The organism is Salinisphaera shabanensis E1L3A, from assembly GCF_000215955.2.
GTDB classification, from domain to species: Bacteria; Pseudomonadota; Gammaproteobacteria; order Nevskiales; family Salinisphaeraceae; genus Salinisphaera; species Salinisphaera shabanensis.
Genome location: NZ_AFNV02000009.1, coordinates 121,747 through 140,774, shown reverse-complemented (window position 1 = coordinate 140,774; position 19,028 = coordinate 121,747). Strand labels below are relative to the sequence as shown.

The window sequence follows — 19,028 nt, the reverse complement described above, 5'->3', positions numbered from 1 at the left end:
GAACAACCTGGTGGGTTTACACAGCTAGCGTCCGCACGCCGGTTGGAACCCGAGGGTGCAGGCACGGGCAAAATGACTGTGGGCCTGTGACGATTCGCCCAGGCCGTTACGGCTTTCAGCCAACAAGAACAGGGCGCGCGGGTTGTCCGGTTGGTTCTCGAGCAGCGGTTCGAGCGCATTAATCGCGCGTTCGTAACGGCCCTCGTCGACATAGAGCCGGGCCAAGGCTTCCTGGGCTTCGGCATGCGCCGGGTTGAGCGTTTGGGCCTGACGATAGTCTTGTTCGGCTTCGGCGCGCTTGCCCCGCGCGGCAAACGCCTGCCCGCGGCGATAGTAGGCCTCGGCTGAAGAGGAGCGCAGTGCGATCGCAGCACTGAATTCGTTGATCGCTTGATCGAAGCGAGCGTCCGAAAACGCGCGGCGTCCCCTTTTCATCGCCGCAGCCGCGGCATAGCGCGTGTAGCCGCTTGCACCGTTGGCGACCAGCAGTTCGGCGATATCGCGCTCCTCGTGGTCGAGTGCATAGGCCAGCGGGGCGACGCCGGCGGCCTTGGCTTGTGGGTCGGCGCCGCGCGCAAGTAAAACCCGCACCACATCGTGATGGCCACCGACGACCGCCTGGAATAGCGCGGTACGGCCATGATTGTTCCTTGCTTCGATATTGGCGCCGAGATCGAGCAGATAGCCGATCATCGGTCGGTGTCCGGAACGCGCAGCCATGATCAATGGCGTATTGTGCTCATGATCGGGTCGGGTCGGATCGGCGCCGGCGGCGACCAGAATATGGGCGATCTCGGTATTACGCTGATCGGGCTGCCATGCCGCAATCCAAAGTGGCGTCTGTTCCCATTTATTGGCCGCGTCGGGTTTAGCGCCAGCGCCGACCAAGGCGCGCGCAACGGCGGGGTGGTAGTTCTGCGCGGCCCAGTGCAGGGCGGTGAATCCGTTGCGCCCGTCGCGCGCTTCCAGTTCGGCATGCCGATTGATGAGTACACGCACGACACGCAGGCTGCCGTATTCCGCGGCGACGTTGAGCGGCGTCTGGCCCTGGGCTGTGCGCAGGTTTGTCGAAAGGCCATTATCGAGCGCGACGGATACGGCGTGCGAATCGTCGCGGGCGGCGGCGTAGTGCAGGCACTGCCAACCGACATGCTGCTCACGCACCAGATCGGCAGTACGTGAAACCAGGCAAGCGATATCGCGATACGGGTCGACAGCGAGCGCGGTGACTATGCCGGCGACCGCAATCACGACGATGGCAAATATCGTCTTCATGCCCTCATCTTAGTGCAAACACCGTGGATGAGAGGCAGCATGGCTTGTACGAGTCGGTAGACTATGCCGTTTCGCTCGTCCCAACACCGACGTTTTTGCTCCATGATCGAACTGCACGACAGCCTCAGCGGCCAACGCCAGCCTCTAAAAACACTGGAGCCGGATCATGTGCGGCTTTATGTTTGTGGCGTAACTGCCTATGACTACTGCCATCTTGGGCACGCGCGGGTGATGATCGTGTTCGACATGTTCGTGCGCTACCTGCGTGCGATCGGTTGGCGCGTGACGTACGTGCGCAACGTGACCGATATCGACGACAAGATCATCAATCGCGCAAACGAAACGGGTGAGACGCCGGAGGCAATCTCGACGCGCTTCACCGAGGCCATGCGCGAGGACGAAGCCGCGCTAGGGCTGAAGGCGCCGAGCGCCGAGCCGACCGCCACGGGGCACGTCGATCAGATCATTGCCATGATCGAGCGGTTGATTGAAAACGGCGCCGCCTACGCCAGCGACAACGGCGACGTCTATTACGACGTGAGCACATTCGACAACTACGGCGCTTTGTCCGGGCGACGTCTTGCCGATCTGCGCGCAGGCGAGCGTATTGCAGTCAACGAAGCCAAGACTGACCCGCTCGATTTCGTGCTCTGGAAAGCCGCCAAGCCGGATGAGCCGAGCTGGGATTCGCCGTGGGGCCAGGGCCGTCCCGGCTGGCATATTGAATGCTCGGCGATGTCCACGCATTGCCTGGGCGCGAGTTTCGATATTCACGGGGGCGGGCTGGATCTGCAGTTTCCGCACCACGAGAACGAGATTGCACAAAGTGAGGCTGCGACCGGCCAGCGTTATGTCACCACCTGGATGCATAACGGCTTCGTGACCGTCGACGACGAAAAGATGTCGAAATCGCTTGGCAACTTCCTGACCATTCGTGACGTGCTCGCGAAGTACGATGCGGAAAGCGTGCGTTATTTCGTCCTCTCGACCCACTATCGCAGCCCGTTGGCCTACAACGTGGATGCGATGGATGCGGCGACCAGCGCCTTGTCACGGCTCTACACTGCGCTGCGCGACGTGGCGCCCAACGACGCGCAAAGCGAAGCGGCCGACGCCTACGAGGCCCGCTTTACCGATGCCATGGCGGATGACTTGAATACGCCGGCCGCGATCGCCGTGCTGTTCGAAATGGCGCGGGACTGCCAGCGTCTCAAACAGGATGATTGCCAGGCGGCCGGTGCGATCGCTGCGCGGCTGGCTCTGCTCGCCGGTCGGATCGGTCTGCTGGAACAGTCGCCGCAGGTGTTCCTGCAAGGCCACGCCGGTGAAGAGGGCCTGAGTGCGGATACGATCGAGGCCATGCTCCAAGAGCGTCGCGACGCGCGTGCCGCCAAGAACTTCGCCCGCGCTGATGAAATTCGCGATGCGCTTACCGCACAGAACATTGTGTTGGAAGATGGCCCCGACGGCACGCTCTGGCGCCGGGGCTGAACGCGCGAATCAGTCCGTTGCGGCCGATTGTTCGCGCATTTCGGCTGCGCGCAGCGTGTTGCTCATCAGCATGGCGACGGTCATCGGGCCGACGCCGCCCGGTACCGGGGTGATCCACGCGGCACGCTCGGCGGCCGCTTCGAACTCGATATCGCCGACGAGCTTGCCGGAGTCGAGCCGGTTCATGCCGACGTCGATCACGGTGGCGCCTTCGCGGATCCATTCGCCCTTGATCAAGCCCGGCTTGCCGACGCCCACAACCAGAATCTCGGCCTGACCGACCTCGTACTCGAGATCGCGCGTAAAGCGATGACATACGGTCGTGGTTGCGCCCTTGAGCAGAAATTCCAGCGCCATCGGTCGGCCGACGATATTCGACGCGCCGACAACGACTGCCTGGCGGCCACGAAATGGCTCGTCGATCGATTCGAGCAGCCGCACGATGCCGAGCGGCGTGCAGGCGCGCAGTTGTGGCACGCGCTGGGCGAGCCGGCCGACGTTATACGGATGAAAGCCATCGACATCCTTGTCGGGCCGTACACGCTCGATGACCTTGGTCGCATCGATATGGTCGGGCAAGGGTAGCTGAACGAGTACGCCATCGATCTCGTCATCGGCGTTGAAGCGATCGATCAGCGCCAGCAACGCATCTTGCGAGATGTCCGCGTCGGGGTAGGTCGCTTGCGACACGAGCCCGGCCTGCTGGCAGGCCTCGATCTTCTTGCCGACATAGATTTTCGAGGCCGGGTCGCTGCCGACAAGAATGACGGCAAGGCCCGGTGCGCGCTGGCCGCGCGCCAGGCGACGGTCGACCGCGTCGCGTACGGCATGTCGAAAATCCTGGGCGATCTGCTTGCCGTCGATAAGGCGGGCGACCATGGGCATCAAGGCGGTTGGAAAGAGAGCGCGGATTTTCGCACGCCCCGCGAAGGGCGACAATTTGCGCACCGATTGCCACCGGCTGGAACACGATGCTCGCATGCACCGCGGTGACCAGATAGAATTCGCGGCGCTGCACTCGCATGGCGTAAATGTATGGCGCGGGCTCAGCGTTGTATCGAAGAGCATTGGTATGTCGATCAGCGCCGAGCAATGCTTGTTTCGCGGCCGGGTTATGTGGCGAAGCGCAGCTGAGCCTGGTAACAGACTGCTCGCAAGAGCAGGTGCATGAATACGGCACAAAGGCCGTATAATTTGAAGAGATAGGAAAGACAAACCGGGGTATGGCGCAGTCTGGTAGCGCACCTGCTTTGGGGTGAGTCGTACACCGACGAACGCCGAGAAATGCATGTTTCGAGGCAGGGTTACTTGGCGAAGCATGGCTGAGCCTAGTAACAGACTGCTCGCAAGAGCAGGTGCATGAATACGGCACAAAGGCCGTATAATTTGAAGAGATAGGAAAGACAAGCCGGGGTATGGCGCAGTCTGGTAGCGCACCTGCTTTGGGAGCAGGTGGTCGCAGGTTCAAATCCTGCTGCCCCGACCATTCCTACTCGTCGCGCACGAGCGCCCCTCCAAGTTTTCCGCGCCCGTAGCTCAGGGGATAGAGCAACGGCCTTCTAAGCCGTCGGTCGCTGGTTCGAATCCAGCCGGGCGCGCCATCCATATGGGCCGCCGAAGCGCGGCCCATATGGATGGCATATTCGACTCGCCATTCGAACCAGCGACGAATAAACAAGCATGGTTCGACGAGCGCGCGAAGCGCGCGAGAACGGCGGAGCGAAGCGACGCCGGCCCGAAGGGCGAGCGGCGCAGCCGCGAGTAATCCAGCCGGGCGCGCCATCCATATGGGCCGCCGAAGCGCGGCCCATATGGATGGCATATTCGACTCGCCATTCGAACCAGCGACGAATAAACAAGCATGGTTCGACGAGCGCGCGAAGCGCGCGAGAACGGCGGAGCGAAGCGACGCCGGCCCGAAGGGCGATCCGGCGCAGTCGGCGAATAATCCAGCCGGTCGCGCGTTGCGAGACTAAAGCTTTCTTGGACGCCAGATGGATGTCCGCGCCGGCGCGTCGCGTACCTGGTAATTCTGCGATCAGCCCGCGCTTGCAGATAGGGGCCGCTAGCCATGATGCAAGCGGTTCTGTGCAATGCCCGTGTCGCAGGTCGAACGGCGCAATGACGATAAATAATTGCGCTGGCGTCTATCAGGGGTAGCATCGTTCAACGAACATGACTAGAATACGCCGCCTGCGCCGTCGCTGGCTTGTGATCGCGGCGGATCACGCAGGATGCTTTCGATGGTGGGCGTAGCTCAGTTGGTAGAGCCCCGGATTGTGATTCCGGTCGTCGTGGGTTCGAGTCCCATCGTCCACCCCAATCCTGTCGCCGGCAGGTTGGCGAAGGCAGTACCGGCGCTTATTATGGCGTCTCGCGATCGCCCGATCGCTTGAAGATTCCGGCAACGCCGGATCACGGATGGGCCGTTAGCTCAACGGTAGAGCAGTTGACTCTTAATCAATTGGTTGAAAGTTCGAATCTTTCACGGCCCACCAATTTCTCTTAATTCGCTCGACGGCTATCAAGCGCGGTTCGCGGATCGAGTTGGGATCGACGTCTAAGCGACTTTTCGTCATGTATGTCGGCTAATAGGGCGCGATAGACTGTTGAATGCCGGGTCAGCGCACCCATTTCCATGGCTGTACATCCGAAAGGACAAGAGTTTCGTCCATGGAAACACTCGATCTGAATGGCAACGGCGTTGTCGCATCACGTATCGGTTTAGGCACCTGGGCCATTGGTGGCTGGATGTGGGGCGGTACGGACGAAGCCGAATCGATTCGTACGATTCAGAGCGCGCCGGACCACGGCATCACCCTCATCGATACTGCGCCGGTTTACGGATTCGGCCGGTCCGAAGAAATTGTTGGCAAGGCCGTAAAACAGGGCGGGCTGCGCGATAAGGTCGCATTGGCGACCAAGTGCGCGCTCGAGTGGGATGCCAAGGAGCGCGTGGCTCGTAACGCCACCAAAAATCGCATTCTCAAGGAAGCCGACGATTCGTTGCGTCGTTTGGGCACGGACTATATCGATCTGCTGCAGATCCATTGGCCGGATCCGAACGTCGATATGTATGAGACGGCCAGTGCGATGGCGACATTGCGCGAGCAGGGCAAGATCCGTGCGGTCGGCGTATCCAATTTCACGCCTGCGCAGCTCGATGCCTTCAGTGAAGTGACCACGATCGACGTCGTGCAGAACCCGTATAACCTGTTCGAGCGCCAGATCGACGAAGATGTGCTGCCTTGGGCGCAGGCACACGATACGCGGCTGCTCGCCTACGGCGCACTGTGCCGGGGGCTGTTGTCGGGCCGTATGCATGCCGATCGCGAGTTTCCCGGCGATGATCTGCGTAACAACGATCCGAAATTCCAGCAGCCGCGCTTCGATCAGTATCTGGCGGCGGTGAATGAACTCGAGCAGTTCGCGCAGGACAACTATGGCAAGCACGTGCTCGACCTGGCCATTCGCTGGGTGCTCGATCAGTACCCGCACAGCGTTGCACTCTGGGGTGCGCGCACGCCTAAGCAGCTCGAAGCGGTGGATAACGTCTGGGGTTGGCACCTCGACGAGGCGGCCAGGAACCAGGTTAAAGAGATTGTCGATCGGCATGTGGTCGACCCGGTCGGCCCCGAATTCATGGCGCCGCCGGCACGTGACGCATAACGAATAGGGTGGTTTCGCGAGTGGGCTGGCCAGCCTTGATATACTCGTGGGTCAATATTCGCAGCAGTGGTCGCAATCCGGCGGCGCTGTACATACCAGACGATTGGATAGAGGTAGTTAATGGACGTTTCTGTTGAGAATCCCGGTGGGCTGGCCCGTCGCCTCAAGGTTCAGATCCCGGCCGAGCGGGTCAGCGAAGCGGTCGACGCCAAGGTCAAGCGCGTCGGACAGCACGCCAAGATTCCGGGTTTTCGACCGGGCAAAGTGCCGTTGAAAGTGCTTTACCAGCGCTACGGTGCTCAGGCGCGTCAGGAAGCCGCCGGCGAGCTGATCCAGAGCGTCTATCCTGAAGCCATCGAGCAGGCCGAACTCAAGCCGGCCGGGCAGCCGCAGATCGAGCTGGGCGAAGTCAACGAAGAAGGTCCGCTCGAGTTCACGGCCAGTTTCGATGTCTATCCGGAAATCGAACTGACTGGCCTGGATGGCCTGGCGGTCGAAAAACCGGTGGTCGAAGTCACCGATGCGGATATCGACAAGACCATCGAACGCATTCGTGAGCAGAACAAGGCTTACGAGGCAGTCGAGCGCGAGTCTCAGGACGGTGATCAGGTCGTGGTCGACTATGTCGGTCGTATCGATGGCGAAGCCTTCGAAGGCGGCACCGGCAACGATATCGAAGTCAATATCGGCGAGCAGCAGTTTCTGCCCGATCTCGAACGCGCCCTGGTCGGTCGTAAGGCCGATGAGCAGTTCGACGTGGATGTGTCCTTTCCAGAGGACTACGGCGCCAAGGATCTGGCTGGCAAGACGGCGACGTTCGATGTGACTGTCAAGGCCGTCAAGGAAGCCAAGCTGCCGGAAATCGACGACGAATTCCTGAAGCAGATGGGCGTGGAAGAAGGCGGTATCGACGCGCTGAAAGAAAAAGTGCGTGAGTCGTTGGATCAAGAAGCCAAACATGCGGTCGACACCAGCGTTAAGACGCAGGTGATGGACGGCGTTCATGCGGCCAACCCGATCGAAGTGCCGGAGTCGATGGTGGCGCAGGAAATCGATCGCATGCGCAAGGAAGCGTTGCAGCGCATGCCGCAGGAAATGCAGGGTGACGAGGAGCAGGCCAAGAAGCTGCTGCCTGATGAAGTTCTGCGCGAAAACGCCGAACGTCGCGTCGCCCTCGGCCTGCTGATTGCCGAAATCATCTCGGAGAAAGAGATCGAACTCGACCAGGATCGTGTCAGCAAGAAGATGGATGACATCGCTGCCGGCTATGGTGATCAGGCCGAACAGGTCAAGGCCTATTATCAGCAGAACCCGCAGCTGATGCAGGGGCTGCAGGCGATGGTCATGGAAGAGCAGGTGGTCGATACGCTGCTCGAAGGCGCGACCGTCACCGAAAAAGAGACCGAGCTCGACGAACTACTCAACGCCCAGCGTCAGAACGGCTGATCGAGGTACGGCCTCGACGTCACTGACGTGGCAAGGGAAACTAAAGTTTATGTCTGAACATAACGACAACATGCAGCCCCAGAATCTGGGGCTGGTACCGATGGTCATCGAGCAGACCGCCCGCGGCGAGCGCTCGTTCGATATCTATTCGCGTCTGCTCAAGGAGCGCGTGATCTTTTGCGTGGGCCCGGTCGACGACCAGATGGCCAACCTTATCGTTGCCCAGCTGCTGTTCCTGGAATCCGATAACCCGGATAAGGACATCCAGCTGTATATCAATTCGCCGGGCGGTGTGATTACTGCCGGCATGTCGATTTACGACACGATGCAATTCATCAAGCCCGACGTGGCCACGATGTGCTTGGGTCAGGCAGCAAGCATGGGCGCGGTATTGCTGGCCGGCGGTGCGCATGGCAAGCGCTACGCATTGCCGAATTCACGGGTGATGATCCATCAGCCGCTGGGCGGCTTCCAGGGTCAGGCAACGGATATCGAAATCCATGCCCGTGAAATCCTGCATGCGCGTGAACGGCTCAATGAAGTGCTTGCGCATCACACCGGTCAGCCGTTGGACAAGATCAAGCACGACACCGAGCGCGATTTCTTCATGAGCGCGCAGGCCGCGACCGACTACGGCGTGATCGACGATGTACTGACGTCGCGCGCAGCACTTTCGGGCCAAGGTGCCGATAAGAACAAGTAAGCGCTTCAAACACCGCGGATGTAAATTCCGTGACAAGCGTTTATCCGGTGTGCCATACAGGGCGTATGGCAGGCCCAGACTGAAGAGGTCCTAGACAATGGCGGAAGACTCCAACAGCAACGGCGGCTCTAACTCAGGCCGCACCCTCTATTGTTCGTTCTGTGGCAAGAGCGAGCATGAGGTTCGCAAGCTGATCGCTGGTCCGTCGGTATTCATCTGCGACGAGTGCGTGGATCTGTGTAACGACATCATGCGCGAAGAACTCGCGAGCAAGCCGGCCAAGAAGGGCCTGCCGAGCCCGCAGGAAATCAAGCATGTGCTCGACGATTATGTCATTGGTCAGGAGTCGGCCAAGAAGATTCTCGCCGTGGCGGTGTACAACCACTACAAACGCCTGAATGCCGAAACCGGCGAGGGCGAGGTCGAACTGCAGAAATCCAATATCCTGATGATCGGGCCGACCGGCTGCGGCAAGACGCTGCTGGCCGAAACGCTGGCCCGATTGCTGGATGTGCCGTTCGCGATTGCCGATGCGACCACGCTTACCGAAGCCGGTTATGTCGGCGAAGACGTGGAAAACATCATCCAGAAGCTGCTGCAGAAGTGCGACTACGATGTAGAGAAGGCCCAGCGCGGCATTGTCTACATCGACGAAATCGACAAGATTTCGCGCAAGTCCGAGAACCCGTCGATCACCCGTGACGTGTCGGGTGAGGGCGTGCAGCAGGCGTTGCTCAAGCTCATCGAAGGCACGACAGCATCGGTTCCGCCGCAGGGCGGGCGCAAACATCCCCAGCAGGAATTCCTGCAGGTGGATACCGGTGGCATCCTGTTTATCGTGGGCGGCGCGTTCGCCGGTCTGGACAAGACGATCCAGACCCGCGAGGGCCGGTCAGGTATCGGCTTCTCGGCCGAGGTTAAGGGTCAGGACGACCAGCGCTCGCTGGGCGATATGCTGGCGACGGTGGAACCCGAGGATCTGGTCAAGTATGGCCTGATTCCCGAGTTCGTCGGTCGTCTGCCGGTGATTGCCACGCTTGAAGAGCTCGACGAAACCGCGCTCATCTCGATTCTGCGTGAGCCCAAGAACGCGCTCACCAAGCAGTACGCCAAGCTCTTCGAGATGGAAGACTGCGAGTTGGAACTGCGCGAAGACGCGCTGAGGGCGATCGCCAATCGTGCGATGGAGCGCAAGACCGGCGCACGCGGCTTGCGTACGATCCTCGAGTCGATTCTGCTCGATGTCATGTACGAGCTGCCGGCCATGGAGAACGTCTCCAAGGTCGTGGTCGACGAGGCGGTGGTCAAGGGCGATGCCCAGCCGTATATCGTTTATGAAAACGCCGACGCGACCCGCGCCGGCGCCTGAAGCGTCTCGGACGGCGCACAATGCGCCGTCCAGCGCTCTGCGGTTTGTCTGTGCGTCGATTGAAAACGGCGCGGGCAGCCGCATTCTTAACAGTTAAATACACAGTGGCCGGCATCATGCCGGCCGCTTTTTAAGCGAGGGTCCAATGACGGACAACACCCTGGTACCTGTTCTGCCGCTACGGGACGTCGTCGTCTTTCCTCATATGGCGATCCCGCTGTTTGTCGGACGCGAGAAGTCGATCACCGCGCTGGAAGCGGCGATGGCTGAAGACAAGAAGATTCTATTGGTCGCGCAGCGCTCGGCGGATATCGACGATCCGGGCGCCGACGATATCTATGAAGTCGGCACGCTGGCCTCGATCCTGCAGCTGCTCAAGTTGCCTGATGGCACGGTCAAGGTTCTCGTCGAGGGCGCTGATCGCGCACGTCTTAACAATCTGCACGAAGCTGACGGCAGCCTCGTGGCCAGTTGGGACGTGATTGACGACGATGCCGACGATAGCGCCGAGACCGACGCGCTCATGCGCTCGGCGATTTCGACGTTCGAATCTTATGTGAAGCTCAACAAGAAAGTGCCGGCGGAATTGCTGCCCTCGCTGTCCAGCATGGATTCGATCGGTCGGCTGGCCGACACCATTGCCGCCCATCTGAACCTCAAGCTCGAAGAGCGCCAGGACGTGCTCGAGATCGCCGACGCGCAAGCGCGGCTTGAGCATATCGTGGCCAAGACCGACGCCGAGATCGAGGTCCTGCAGATCGAAAAGAAGATCCGCGGGCGCGTGAAGCAGCAGATGGAGCGCAGCCAGCGCGAGTACTATCTCAACGAGCAGATGAAGGCTATCCAGAAAGAGCTGGGTGAGATAGACGACGCGCCGAACGATCTCGACGAACTCGAAGAGAAGATCGAGAAGGTCGGCATGCCCAAGGAGGTCAAGAAAAAGGCCACCACCGAGTTCAACAAGCTCAAGAGCATGTCGCCGATGTCGGCGGAAGCCACGGTCGTGCGCAACTATCTCGACTGGCTGGTCGATGTGCCGTGGAAGAAGCGCTCCAAGACCAAGATCGATCTCAAGACCGCGCAGGACACGCTCGACGCCGATCACTACGGTCTGGAGCGGGTCAAGGAGCGCATCATCGAGAACCTCGCGGTGCAAAGCCGGGTGAAGAAGATCAAGGGCCCGATTCTGTGCCTGGTCGGGCCACCCGGCGTGGGCAAGACATCGCTCGGTCGTTCGATCGCCAAGGCTACAAACCGTGAGTTCGTGCGCATGAGCCTGGGTGGTGTGCGCGACGAAGCGGAGATCCGCGGGCATCGGCGCACCTATATCGGCTCGCTGCCGGGCAAGATCATTCAGAACATGGCTAAGGTGGGCGTGCGCAACCCGCTGTTCCTGCTCGACGAAGTCGACAAAATGGCACAGGATTTCCGCGGCGATCCGGCTTCGGCGCTGCTGGAAGTGTTGGATCCGGAACAGAACAACACGTTTGGCGACCACTATCTCGAGGTCGACTACGACCTCTCCCAGGTTATGTTCGTCTGCACCGCGAACACGCTTAACATACCGCCGGCGCTGCTCGACCGTATGGAAGTCATCCGTCTGTCGGGCTACACCGAAGATGAGAAGGTGAATATCGCCGAGCGTTATCTCGTGCCCAAGGCTATGAAAGAGAACGGCCTCAAGGACGAGGAGCTGGCGATCTCCGATAACGCGCTTACGGACGTCATTCGTCGCTATACCCGTGAAGCCGGCGTGCGTAACCTGGAACGTGATATCAGCAAGATCTGTCGCAAGGTGGTCAAGGAGCTGATCAGCCACGAAAAAGACGGGTCTGTGCAGGTCTCCAAGCGCAATCTCGACAAGTACCTCGGTGTGCCCAAGTTCCGTTACGGGCGCGCAGAGGAGACCGATGGGGTCGGCCAGGTCACCGGACTTGCGTGGACTGAAGTCGGCGGCGAATTGCTCTCGATCGAGTCGGCAGCGGTACCGGGCAAGGGCAAGCCGCTGCATACGGGCTCGCTGGGCGACGTAATGCAGGAGTCGATCCAGGCTGCTCTTACGGTTATCCGCTCGCGCGCGGCTACCCTGGGTATCGAGCGCGATTTCATGCAGAAATCTGATCTTCATGTGCACGTGCCTGAGGGCGCAACGCCCAAGGATGGCCCGAGCGCGGGTATCGGCATGTGTACGTCGATGATCTCGGCTCTAACGCAGATACCGGTACGTGCGGACGTGGCGATGACCGGCGAAATCACGCTCAGAGGCGATGTCTTGCCTATTGGCGGACTCAAGGAAAAGCTGCTGGCCGCACACCGCGGTGGCATCAAGATCGTTGTCATACCGCATGAAAACACCAAGGATCTCGCGGAGATACCGCCCAATATCAAGAATCGACTCGATATTCGTCCGGTGCGCAAAATCGACGAAGTGCTCGAAATCGCGCTCACACGAAAGCCGCAGCCACTCTCCGATGATGCTGCGGCCGCCGACAATACGGGCAAGAACGATCCGGCCGCCCTGCGAGCGCATTAGTCGCCGGTCGGCGGCAGATCGTAATGAGGTGTAACCCTTTGTTGACGGTACAAAGAGCCGCTTGGTATAACAGCGGCTTATTGTTCGCGGCCCGGCGTTTGAAAGCGCCAGCGTGAACGCGCATGGTCGGCGATGCGTTCGCGATCGGGCGTATGCCTAGGGGCCGGTTTTGGCCGGCTCCTTAATCGAATTCTCGTTTCATTCCTCAGGGGATATTTGCTATGAACAAAACCGAACTAGTCGACGCGGTCGCTGATGATGCTGATCTGTCCAAGGCCGACGCCTCGCGTGCCGTGGACGCCATGATCGACGCCGTGACCGACGCCCTGAAGAAAGGCGATAAGGTCTCGCTGGTCGGCTTCGGCGTGTTTTCCGTACGTGAGCGCGCCGCCCGTCAGGGTCGCAACCCGAAGACCGGTCAGTCGATCACGATTCCCGCTGGCAAAACTCCTGGCTTCAAGGCTGGTAAAGCGTTGAAAGACGCTGTAAACTAGCGCGCCTTCGCTGGGTGAACGGTTACACCGATCATGCCAGAGAGGGTGCTTAGCTCAGTTGGTAGAGCGTCGCCCTTACAAGGCGAATGTCGGCGGTTCGAACCCGTCAGCACCCACCATTATTAAGTTTTCGGAGCGGTAGTTCAGCTGGTTAGAATGCCGGCCTGTCACGCCGGAGGTCGCGGGTTCGAGTCCCGTCCGCTCCGCCAGTCTTTATCGATGCACGCATCGGTTCGGGCAAATCGAAGGCCCTCTCGTTTTGAGGGTCTTTTTTTGTCCATGGCTGTTTTGAGGGCTGATCGTCAATATCATGGTGCCAGGCGCCTGATTCGCGATTGGCCAAGTGTTTGGAGCGGTAGTTCAGCTGGTTAGAATGCCGGCCTGTCACGCCGGAGGTCGCGGGTTCGAGTCCCGTCCGCTCCGCCAGTCTTTATCGATTTACACATCGGTTCGGACAAACGAAAGGCCCTCCCCGGAGGGCCTTTTTTATGCGCAACGCCCGCGTTCGTTTGTTAAGCCGAACGGATCGCCGTTCGGGCCTCCCATGGGCGCGTCGTATACGGCACAATGGCGCTTTCGCAAAACGAGCGCATCGAGCTTTGACTTGGCGTTGCGTTCGATAGATCACATACGCCGGAGCGCGATCAATGCTGCAGAGAATCCGCGACAATGCCAGCGGCCCGTTGGCCTATGTCGTCGTTGCCGTCATCACCCTGGTTTTCGGTGTCTGGGGGATCGGCTCCTATTTCACGCCATCTGCGGACCCGGTCGTCGCCAATGTCGGTGGCACGGATATCACCCGCAACCAGCTTGAAAACGCATACCAGCAGCGCTATCAGCGTTTGCGCCAGATGATGGGGGATAACTTCGACCCCAGCATTCTCAACCCGGAGCGTTTACGCGCGACGGTACTGGATGGCTTGATCAACCGTGAGGTGATGGATCAGTACGCACAGGATGCGGGCTATCGTGTCACCGACGGCGCGCTGCTTGGCGCGATCCGCAACGACCCGCAATTTCAGGAGAACGGCGAGTTCTCTGCGCAGCGCTATCGCGGTCTGCTGGCGCAAGCGGGCATTGCGCCGGCCCAGTACGAGGCGAGTCTGCGTCAGGATCTGACCAGCCGTCAGCTACGCGACGAGATCAACGAAAGCGCCTTTGCCGCGCCTGCCGAGGTCGACCAGGCATATCGTCTGGCCAACCAGCAACGTCGTGTTCGTTATCTCTCGTTCGATCCCGCCAGCTATCGCGATGGTATCGAGGTCGACGAGGCGCAGATTCAAACCTATTACGACGACCATCCGGATGCGTTCAAACGGCCGGAACGCGTCAAGCTCAGCTATGTATCGCTGGACCGCAGCAGCGCGGCGGCCGATGCCGGCGAACCGGACGAACAAACGCTGCGCGCGCTCTTCGACGAAAACAAGCAGCAGTTTGGCGAACCCGAGCGTCGTAGTGGTGGCTTTCTACGAGTGGCTACCGGCGACGATGCGAATGCCGCTCGCGATACGATCCAGGAACTCGCTTCTGCGTCGGGCGATCTGCAAGCGCGCGCTGCCTCGAACGATAACGTTGAATACGAGAGCGTCGACGACGCACAGCGCGCTGATTTGCCCCAGGCTGTCGCGGATTCGCTCTTCGATCTGGAGCCGGGCAAGACTTCGACGCCTGTGAAAGGTCCGCAGGCGTGGTATCTGGTGCAACTGTCGCAGATCACGCCCGCGAGCGAGCCGTCGTTCGACGATACCGAGGTCCAGGCGCAGCTCAACGCAATCGCCAGCGCCCAGCAGGGCCAACAGGCCTTCAGCGACAAGAGCGATCGGCTTGAGTCGTTGGCCTACGAAGCGCCGAACGATCTCGATACGCTTGCTGACGAGCTCGGTCTCGAAATCCAGACGACGGACTGGGTCACCCGTGACGGCGGGTCGGGCATCGGCCAGTACGACGCCGTGCGCAAGGCCGCCTTCACCGATGCTGTACTCAAGGACGAGCTCAACAGCACGCCGATCCAGTTGGGCGCCGAGCGCCAGATCGTATTACGCGTGGCCGAGCATGAGCCCGCGACCCGCCAACCTCTGGATACGGTCAAGGACGATATCCGCGAGCGTGTCATCGCGCGCGAGGCGAGCCAGAAGGCGCAGGCCGCGGCCGATGCGGCGTTGGACAAAGCAAAGTCTGGAACGTCGTTGCAAACGCTTGCGCAAGACGGCGGGGCGATCGAGCAGAAAGGCTTTGTCCAACGATCGAATCGGGATGTCGACCCGCGCATTCTAGAAGCGGCTTTCAATATCTCTCAGCCCAGCGAGGATGCGCCCGGTTATCGGGTTACGGGCACCCGCGACGGTGATATCGCGCTCGTCGCGGTCGATTCGGTACGTGAAGCGCCCGCAAGCGAGGCTGGGACGCCGCGTGAGCGCTTTGCCAACCAGCAGCGTCAGTATATCGCCGGGCTTGAATACGCGGTGCTGGGCGAGTATCTGCGCGCTCAGACCGATATAGAGGTCAACGAAGACCGTATCAACTAGGCGCTTTGCCTGGGTCGCAGTTTGCTGCGACGGTTTTGTTGGGATGGCAGCCGCGGTGTTTTAGCACCGCGGTTTTTTTTTGAAACAAAAAAAGCGGCCCGCAGGCCGCTTTGATTCTATGCCGGTGGCAAACGCCGGATCACGCGCCTGCTGTTGCGCCCATGATGTGGTAGCCGGCATCGACATACAGCACTTCGCCGGTAATACCGGAAGCCAGGTCCGAGCCGAGGAACGCGGCCGCATTGCCGACTTCTTCCTGGGTCACGTTACGGCGCAGTGGCGCGCCTTCACGCGCATGCGAGAGCATGTCGCGGAAACCGCGGATACCGGCAGCCGCGAGCGTCTTGATTGGCCCGGCCGAAATGGCGTTGACGCGAATTCCCTGGGCGCCGAGTTCTGCGGCCATGAAGCGCATGCTCGACTCGAGGCTGGCTTTGGCCGGGCCCATGATGTTGTAGCCGGGCATGACGTGGGTGGACCCCAGATACGTCAGCGTGATCAACGAGGCGCGCTCCGACAGCATCGAGCGACCGGCCTTAGCCAGGGCGCCAAAGCTATAAGCGCTGATGTCGTGGCTGATGCTCGCGGCCTCGCGCGTGAGCGTATCCAGATATGTGCCGTTGAGTGCTTCGCGCGGCGCAAAGCCAATCGCGTGTACGAGGATATCGATCTCGGACCAGTGTTCGCCGAGCGACTTGAACAATCCCTCGATCTGATCGTCCTGCGCCACATCCAGGGGGAGCACGATCGATGCGCCGAGCCCTTCGGCCATCTTTTCAACCCTTGGTTTGAGCTTTTCACCCTGATAGGTCAGCGCGATTTCTGCGCCTTGATCGCGCATTGCCTGGGCAATGCCATAGGCGATCGAGCGTTCGCTGGCCAATCCCGTGATCAGCGCCTTCTTGCCTTCTAGAAATCCCATGTCTGCTCCTCTAAGCGTCGCGCCGAACGGGGTGCCATCAACTCGAAGACACCGGCTGCAACCGCAGTCGTTGTCCTGGACGAATGGTGCTCCCGGACGACATATCGTTCAAGCTGCGCAGGGTCGTGACCTGCATTGAAAAACGAGCCGCGATCGACCAAAGCGAATCGCCGGTCTCGACCTCGTAGAAATCGGGTAGGGGCGCTGGGCCGTCGATCGCTATCGATTGCCCAGGCTGCAGTCGCGTGTTGGGCTCGAGCCGGTTCCAGCGGCGTAGATCGGCGATCGTGACATCGTTGGCGTCAGCAATCTCCCAGAGCGAATCGCCGGCGCGCACGATATGTGTGCTGGGTTCCGGCGGTGTGGCCGAGCCGGGGATGGTGAGTTTCTGGCCGGGGCGTAGCGATGTACTCACGCCGGGGTTGCTGCCGCGCATGGCGGCGACGTTAACGTTGTAACGCTGGGCGATTTCCCATAGTGAATCGCCGTTCTGCACGATATATGTTTCGGCCGGTTCAGCAACGGGCGTGGGTTGGCCGGGCGCGCCGGTACGTGGAATCGTGAGTTTTTGTCCTATCCGAATCCGATCGCTCCGCAGCCCGTTGGCCTGACGAAGTGCTGCCACGCTCATATGGTATTTCGCGGCGATGACGCCCAGAACATCGCCGCGGCGCACGGTATAGCTGTGGGTATTGCGTTGTACGAGCGTCCTGGGCGATGCGCTCGCCAGGGCTTTCTCGAAGGCGTCCGCCTTACCGGCCGGGACCAACAGGCGCGTGCCTTTACCCGGCGCGCTCGCCCAGCGCTGGAGCGCTGGATTGAGGCGACGCAAATCCTCTTCCGACATGTCGAGCATGCCGGCAGCCACGGCGATTTCGGTCTGGCTCGGCAATGCCACAGCGCGGGTGCGTGGCGTGTTGTCCAGCAACGGCCAGTCGAATCCGAAGCGTTCGGGCGCGAACATGATTCGCCGCAGCGCCAGCAGCTTGGGTACATATTCAGTGGTTTCCAGCGGCAGTTCCAGATCCCAGTACGTAGCGTCGGGATCACTTTGCTGGGCACGGGCCAGGGCGGCGTCTACCCGTCCAGGACCGGCATTGTAGGCTGCTAGCGCGAGCAGCCAGTCGCCGCCATAGCGCCGGTGCAAATCATCGAGGTAAGACAGCGCGGCATCGGTCGAGGCGATGACATCGTTACGCCCGTCGTACCACCAGTCGCGGGCCAGCCCCATATGGTCGGCCGTACCCGGCATGAACTGCCACAGGCCGCTCGCGCCCATATAAGAGCGTGCCGAAGGGTCGTAACCGCTTTCCACGATGGGCAACAGTGCCAGTTCGGTGGGCAGGCCACGTTCGTCGATGCGACGTACGATATGCCACAGAAACGGCCGAGCGCGATCCAGCGATGCCTGTAGATGGCGTTGATGGGTGGCGAATTGCTGGGTCCAACGGCGTACACGATAGCGTTTGCCGTAGCCGTCGAGCTCGAAGCCGTTGCGAATCTGCGACCAGAGATCGGTTTCAGGGTCCGGCCAGTTGGCAGTACTCGCGCCAGCCAGTTCTAGATCGTCTTCGCCATCTTCACTGTCGAAATCATCCTCGACTTCGACTTCGACTTCGACCGCGTCCGCTGACGCTACGGCAGGAGCCGTATCCGCGTCGGAAGTGGCGGTTTCGTTCTGCGCGGCCGTATTTGCAGGCGTGGCGGGTGCGCTTGCGGGTGGCTTCGTGGCACAGCCGCTGAACAGCAGGGCGGTCGAGGCGATTAGCGCGGCAACCGCGCCACTCGCCTTAGGAGGCATCCTTCCATTCACGCAACACAGCAAAAATTTCACCCGCGTCGGTCAAGGGCCGGCCCGCACGCCGCTCGGCAGCCGCCACGACATCCGGCTGATCCCAGCGTAAAAACGGATTGATCTCACGCTCCTCGGCCAATGTGCCGGGCAAGGTGGGCTGATCGTTCGCGCGCAGCTCGTCGACTTCGCGAATCACGGTTGCGATTGCACTGCTGTCGGGTTCCACCGTTTGGGCAAATGCCAGATTCTTCTGCGTGTATTCGTGCCCGCCGTAGACCTCGGTCGCCTCGGGCAGTGCGCGCAGACGTGCGAGCGAAGCCTGCATTTGCGCATGAGTGCCTTCGAACACGCGGCCACAACCGCCGCGGAACAGGGCATCGCCGGCCAGCAGCACGCCGGGCGTAACGTATGCGATATGACCGAGCGTATGGCCGGGCACGTCAATCACCTCAAAATCGACGCCGAGAAAATCGAGCGTGAAATGATCGCCGCCAGTGACGGGATGGGTGATTTGCGCGATACGGTCCGCTTCGCCTGCCGGGCCGTAAACCGGCGCAGAATGCTCCGCGAGCAGGCTGTCGAGGCCACCGACATGATCGCCGTGATGATGAGTGATCAGATAGGCACCGACGGCAAGCCCATGTTCCGACAGGTATTGCTGTACGGGTTGGGCCTCGCCGGGGTCGACGATTGCGACCGTGTTGCTGCCCTGGTTTTTGACCACCCAGATATAATTGTCGGACAGAGCCGAAAGTGCTTTGATCTCGAGCATCCGCGAATGTTGCCAACCGCCTGAGGCAAAATCA

13 protein-coding genes and 7 tRNA genes are annotated in these 19,028 nt (G+C 60.6%); 15 read left to right on the top strand and 5 right to left on the bottom strand.

Annotated features, from left to right (window positions below):
- Window positions 1-24 precede the first annotated feature (24 nt).
- Window positions 25-1,275: an ankyrin repeat domain-containing protein gene (locus SSPSH_RS07640; protein ID WP_006915466.1), complete on the bottom strand. Its 1,251-nt coding sequence runs from the start codon at window positions 1,273-1,275 to the stop codon at window positions 25-27.
- A gap of 102 nt (window positions 1,276-1,377) precedes the next feature.
- On the opposite strand from SSPSH_RS07640, the gene cysS reads away from it, so the two are divergent.
- A complete protein-coding gene (gene cysS, locus SSPSH_RS07635; RefSeq protein WP_006915467.1) occupies window positions 1,378-2,766 on the top strand; it encodes a cysteine--tRNA ligase in 1,389 nt (462 codons plus the stop codon).
- 9 nt (window positions 2,767-2,775) lie between these two features.
- On the opposite strand, the gene folD is transcribed toward cysS, so the two are convergent.
- Entirely contained in the window at window positions 2,776-3,645 is an 870-nt protein-coding gene (folD, locus tag SSPSH_RS07630; protein WP_006915468.1) for a bifunctional methylenetetrahydrofolate dehydrogenase/methenyltetrahydrofolate cyclohydrolase FolD, read from the bottom strand.
- Between the two features lie 530 nt (window positions 3,646-4,175).
- Here folD and SSPSH_RS07625 point away from each other — a divergent pair.
- From SSPSH_RS07625 to SSPSH_RS07555, 14 genes are all read left to right on the top strand, one after another.
- Window positions 4,176-4,252: transfer RNA gene (locus SSPSH_RS07625), tRNA-Pro, on the top strand.
- Window positions 4,253-4,291: 39 nt separating this feature from the next.
- Window positions 4,292-4,367: transfer RNA gene (locus SSPSH_RS07620), tRNA-Arg, on the top strand.
- 645 nt (window positions 4,368-5,012) lie between these two features.
- A tRNA-His gene (locus tag SSPSH_RS07610) sits at window positions 5,013-5,088 on the top strand.
- 101 nt (window positions 5,089-5,189) lie between these two features.
- Window positions 5,190-5,264 (top strand) — tRNA-Lys (locus SSPSH_RS07605).
- A 175-nt stretch (window positions 5,265-5,439) separates the two neighbouring features.
- Window positions 5,440-6,435 carry an aldo/keto reductase gene (locus SSPSH_RS07600; RefSeq protein ID WP_006915471.1) on the top strand — a complete coding sequence of 332 codons (996 nt, stop codon included), beginning with the start codon at window positions 5,440-5,442 and terminating at the stop codon, window positions 6,433-6,435.
- Between the two features lie 120 nt (window positions 6,436-6,555).
- A complete protein-coding gene (tig, locus tag SSPSH_RS07595) occupies window positions 6,556-7,881 on the top strand; it encodes a trigger factor (protein WP_006915472.1) in 1,326 nt (441 codons plus the stop codon).
- 49 nt (window positions 7,882-7,930) lie between these two features.
- On the top strand, window positions 7,931-8,584 hold the full coding sequence (gene clpP, locus SSPSH_RS07590) for an ATP-dependent Clp endopeptidase proteolytic subunit ClpP (protein ID WP_021031565.1): 654 nt from the start codon (window positions 7,931-7,933) through the stop codon (window positions 8,582-8,584).
- A 97-nt stretch (window positions 8,585-8,681) separates the two neighbouring features.
- Entirely contained in the window at window positions 8,682-9,953 is a 1,272-nt protein-coding gene (gene clpX / locus SSPSH_RS07585) for an ATP-dependent Clp protease ATP-binding subunit ClpX (protein WP_006915474.1), read from the top strand.
- 145 nt (window positions 9,954-10,098) lie between these two features.
- Window positions 10,099-12,486 carry an endopeptidase La gene (lon, locus tag SSPSH_RS07580; RefSeq protein ID WP_006915475.1) on the top strand — a complete coding sequence of 796 codons (2,388 nt, stop codon included), beginning with the start codon at window positions 10,099-10,101 and terminating at the stop codon, window positions 12,484-12,486.
- A 221-nt stretch (window positions 12,487-12,707) separates the two neighbouring features.
- Complete coding sequence (locus SSPSH_RS07575; RefSeq protein ID WP_006915476.1) at window positions 12,708-12,980, top strand: HU family DNA-binding protein; 273 nt, start codon at window positions 12,708-12,710, stop codon at window positions 12,978-12,980.
- Between the two features lie 43 nt (window positions 12,981-13,023).
- A tRNA-Val gene (locus SSPSH_RS07570) sits at window positions 13,024-13,099 on the top strand.
- Window positions 13,100-13,112: 13 nt separating this feature from the next.
- Window positions 13,113-13,189, top strand: a tRNA-Asp gene (locus SSPSH_RS07565).
- Window positions 13,190-13,329: 140 nt separating this feature from the next.
- Window positions 13,330-13,406, top strand: a tRNA-Asp gene (locus tag SSPSH_RS07560).
- A 221-nt stretch (window positions 13,407-13,627) separates the two neighbouring features.
- A complete protein-coding gene (locus SSPSH_RS07555) occupies window positions 13,628-15,505 on the top strand; it encodes a SurA N-terminal domain-containing protein (RefSeq protein WP_006915477.1) in 1,878 nt (625 codons plus the stop codon).
- 139 nt (window positions 15,506-15,644) lie between these two features.
- On the opposite strand, the gene SSPSH_RS07550 is transcribed toward SSPSH_RS07555, so the two are convergent.
- The 3 genes from SSPSH_RS07550 to gloB are packed head-to-tail and all read right to left on the bottom strand — an operon-like array spanning window position 15,645 to window position 18,994.
- Entirely contained in the window at window positions 15,645-16,427 is a 783-nt protein-coding gene (locus tag SSPSH_RS07550; protein ID WP_006915478.1) for an enoyl-ACP reductase FabI, read from the bottom strand.
- 37 nt (window positions 16,428-16,464) lie between these two features.
- A complete protein-coding gene (locus SSPSH_RS07545) occupies window positions 16,465-18,228 on the bottom strand; it encodes a LysM peptidoglycan-binding domain-containing protein (protein WP_006915479.1) in 1,764 nt (587 codons plus the stop codon).
- The gene (gene gloB / locus SSPSH_RS07540) at window positions 18,218-18,994 is read right to left on the bottom strand and encodes a hydroxyacylglutathione hydrolase (RefSeq protein ID WP_006915480.1); all 777 of its coding nucleotides are present in this window, start codon (window positions 18,992-18,994) and stop codon (window positions 18,218-18,220) included. Before gloB ends, SSPSH_RS07545 begins: the two co-directional genes overlap by 11 nt.
- Window positions 18,995-19,028: the final 34 nt, after the last annotated feature.

Excerpts from the sequence above, each read along its gene's own strand:
- cysS (WP_006915467.1), top strand. The coding sequence starts at position 1,378 with ATGATCGAACTGCACGACAGCCTCAGCGGCCAACGCCAGCCTCTAAAA.
- SSPSH_RS07575 (WP_006915476.1), top strand. The coding sequence starts at position 12,708 with ATGAACAAAACCGAACTAGTCGACGCGGTCGCTGATGATGCTGATCTG.
- SSPSH_RS07550 (WP_006915478.1), bottom strand. The coding sequence starts at position 16,427 with ATGGGATTTCTAGAAGGCAAGAAGGCGCTGATCACGGGATTGGCCAGC.
- tig (WP_006915472.1), top strand. The coding sequence starts at position 6,556 with ATGGACGTTTCTGTTGAGAATCCCGGTGGGCTGGCCCGTCGCCTCAAG.
- gloB (WP_006915480.1), bottom strand. The coding sequence starts at position 18,994 with ATGCTCGAGATCAAAGCACTTTCGGCTCTGTCCGACAATTATATCTGG.
- SSPSH_RS07640 (WP_006915466.1), bottom strand. The coding sequence starts at position 1,275 with ATGAAGACGATATTTGCCATCGTCGTGATTGCGGTCGCCGGCATAGTC.
- SSPSH_RS07600 (WP_006915471.1), top strand. The coding sequence starts at position 5,440 with ATGGAAACACTCGATCTGAATGGCAACGGCGTTGTCGCATCACGTATC.
- folD (WP_006915468.1), bottom strand. The coding sequence starts at position 3,645 with ATGGTCGCCCGCCTTATCGACGGCAAGCAGATCGCCCAGGATTTTCGA.
- SSPSH_RS07555 (WP_006915477.1), top strand. The coding sequence starts at position 13,628 with ATGCTGCAGAGAATCCGCGACAATGCCAGCGGCCCGTTGGCCTATGTC.
- SSPSH_RS07545 (WP_006915479.1), bottom strand. The coding sequence starts at position 18,228 with ATGCCTCCTAAGGCGAGTGGCGCGGTTGCCGCGCTAATCGCCTCGACC.
- clpX (WP_006915474.1), top strand. The coding sequence starts at position 8,682 with ATGGCGGAAGACTCCAACAGCAACGGCGGCTCTAACTCAGGCCGCACC.
- lon (WP_006915475.1), top strand. The coding sequence starts at position 10,099 with ATGACGGACAACACCCTGGTACCTGTTCTGCCGCTACGGGACGTCGTC.
- clpP (WP_021031565.1), top strand. The coding sequence starts at position 7,931 with ATGTCTGAACATAACGACAACATGCAGCCCCAGAATCTGGGGCTGGTA.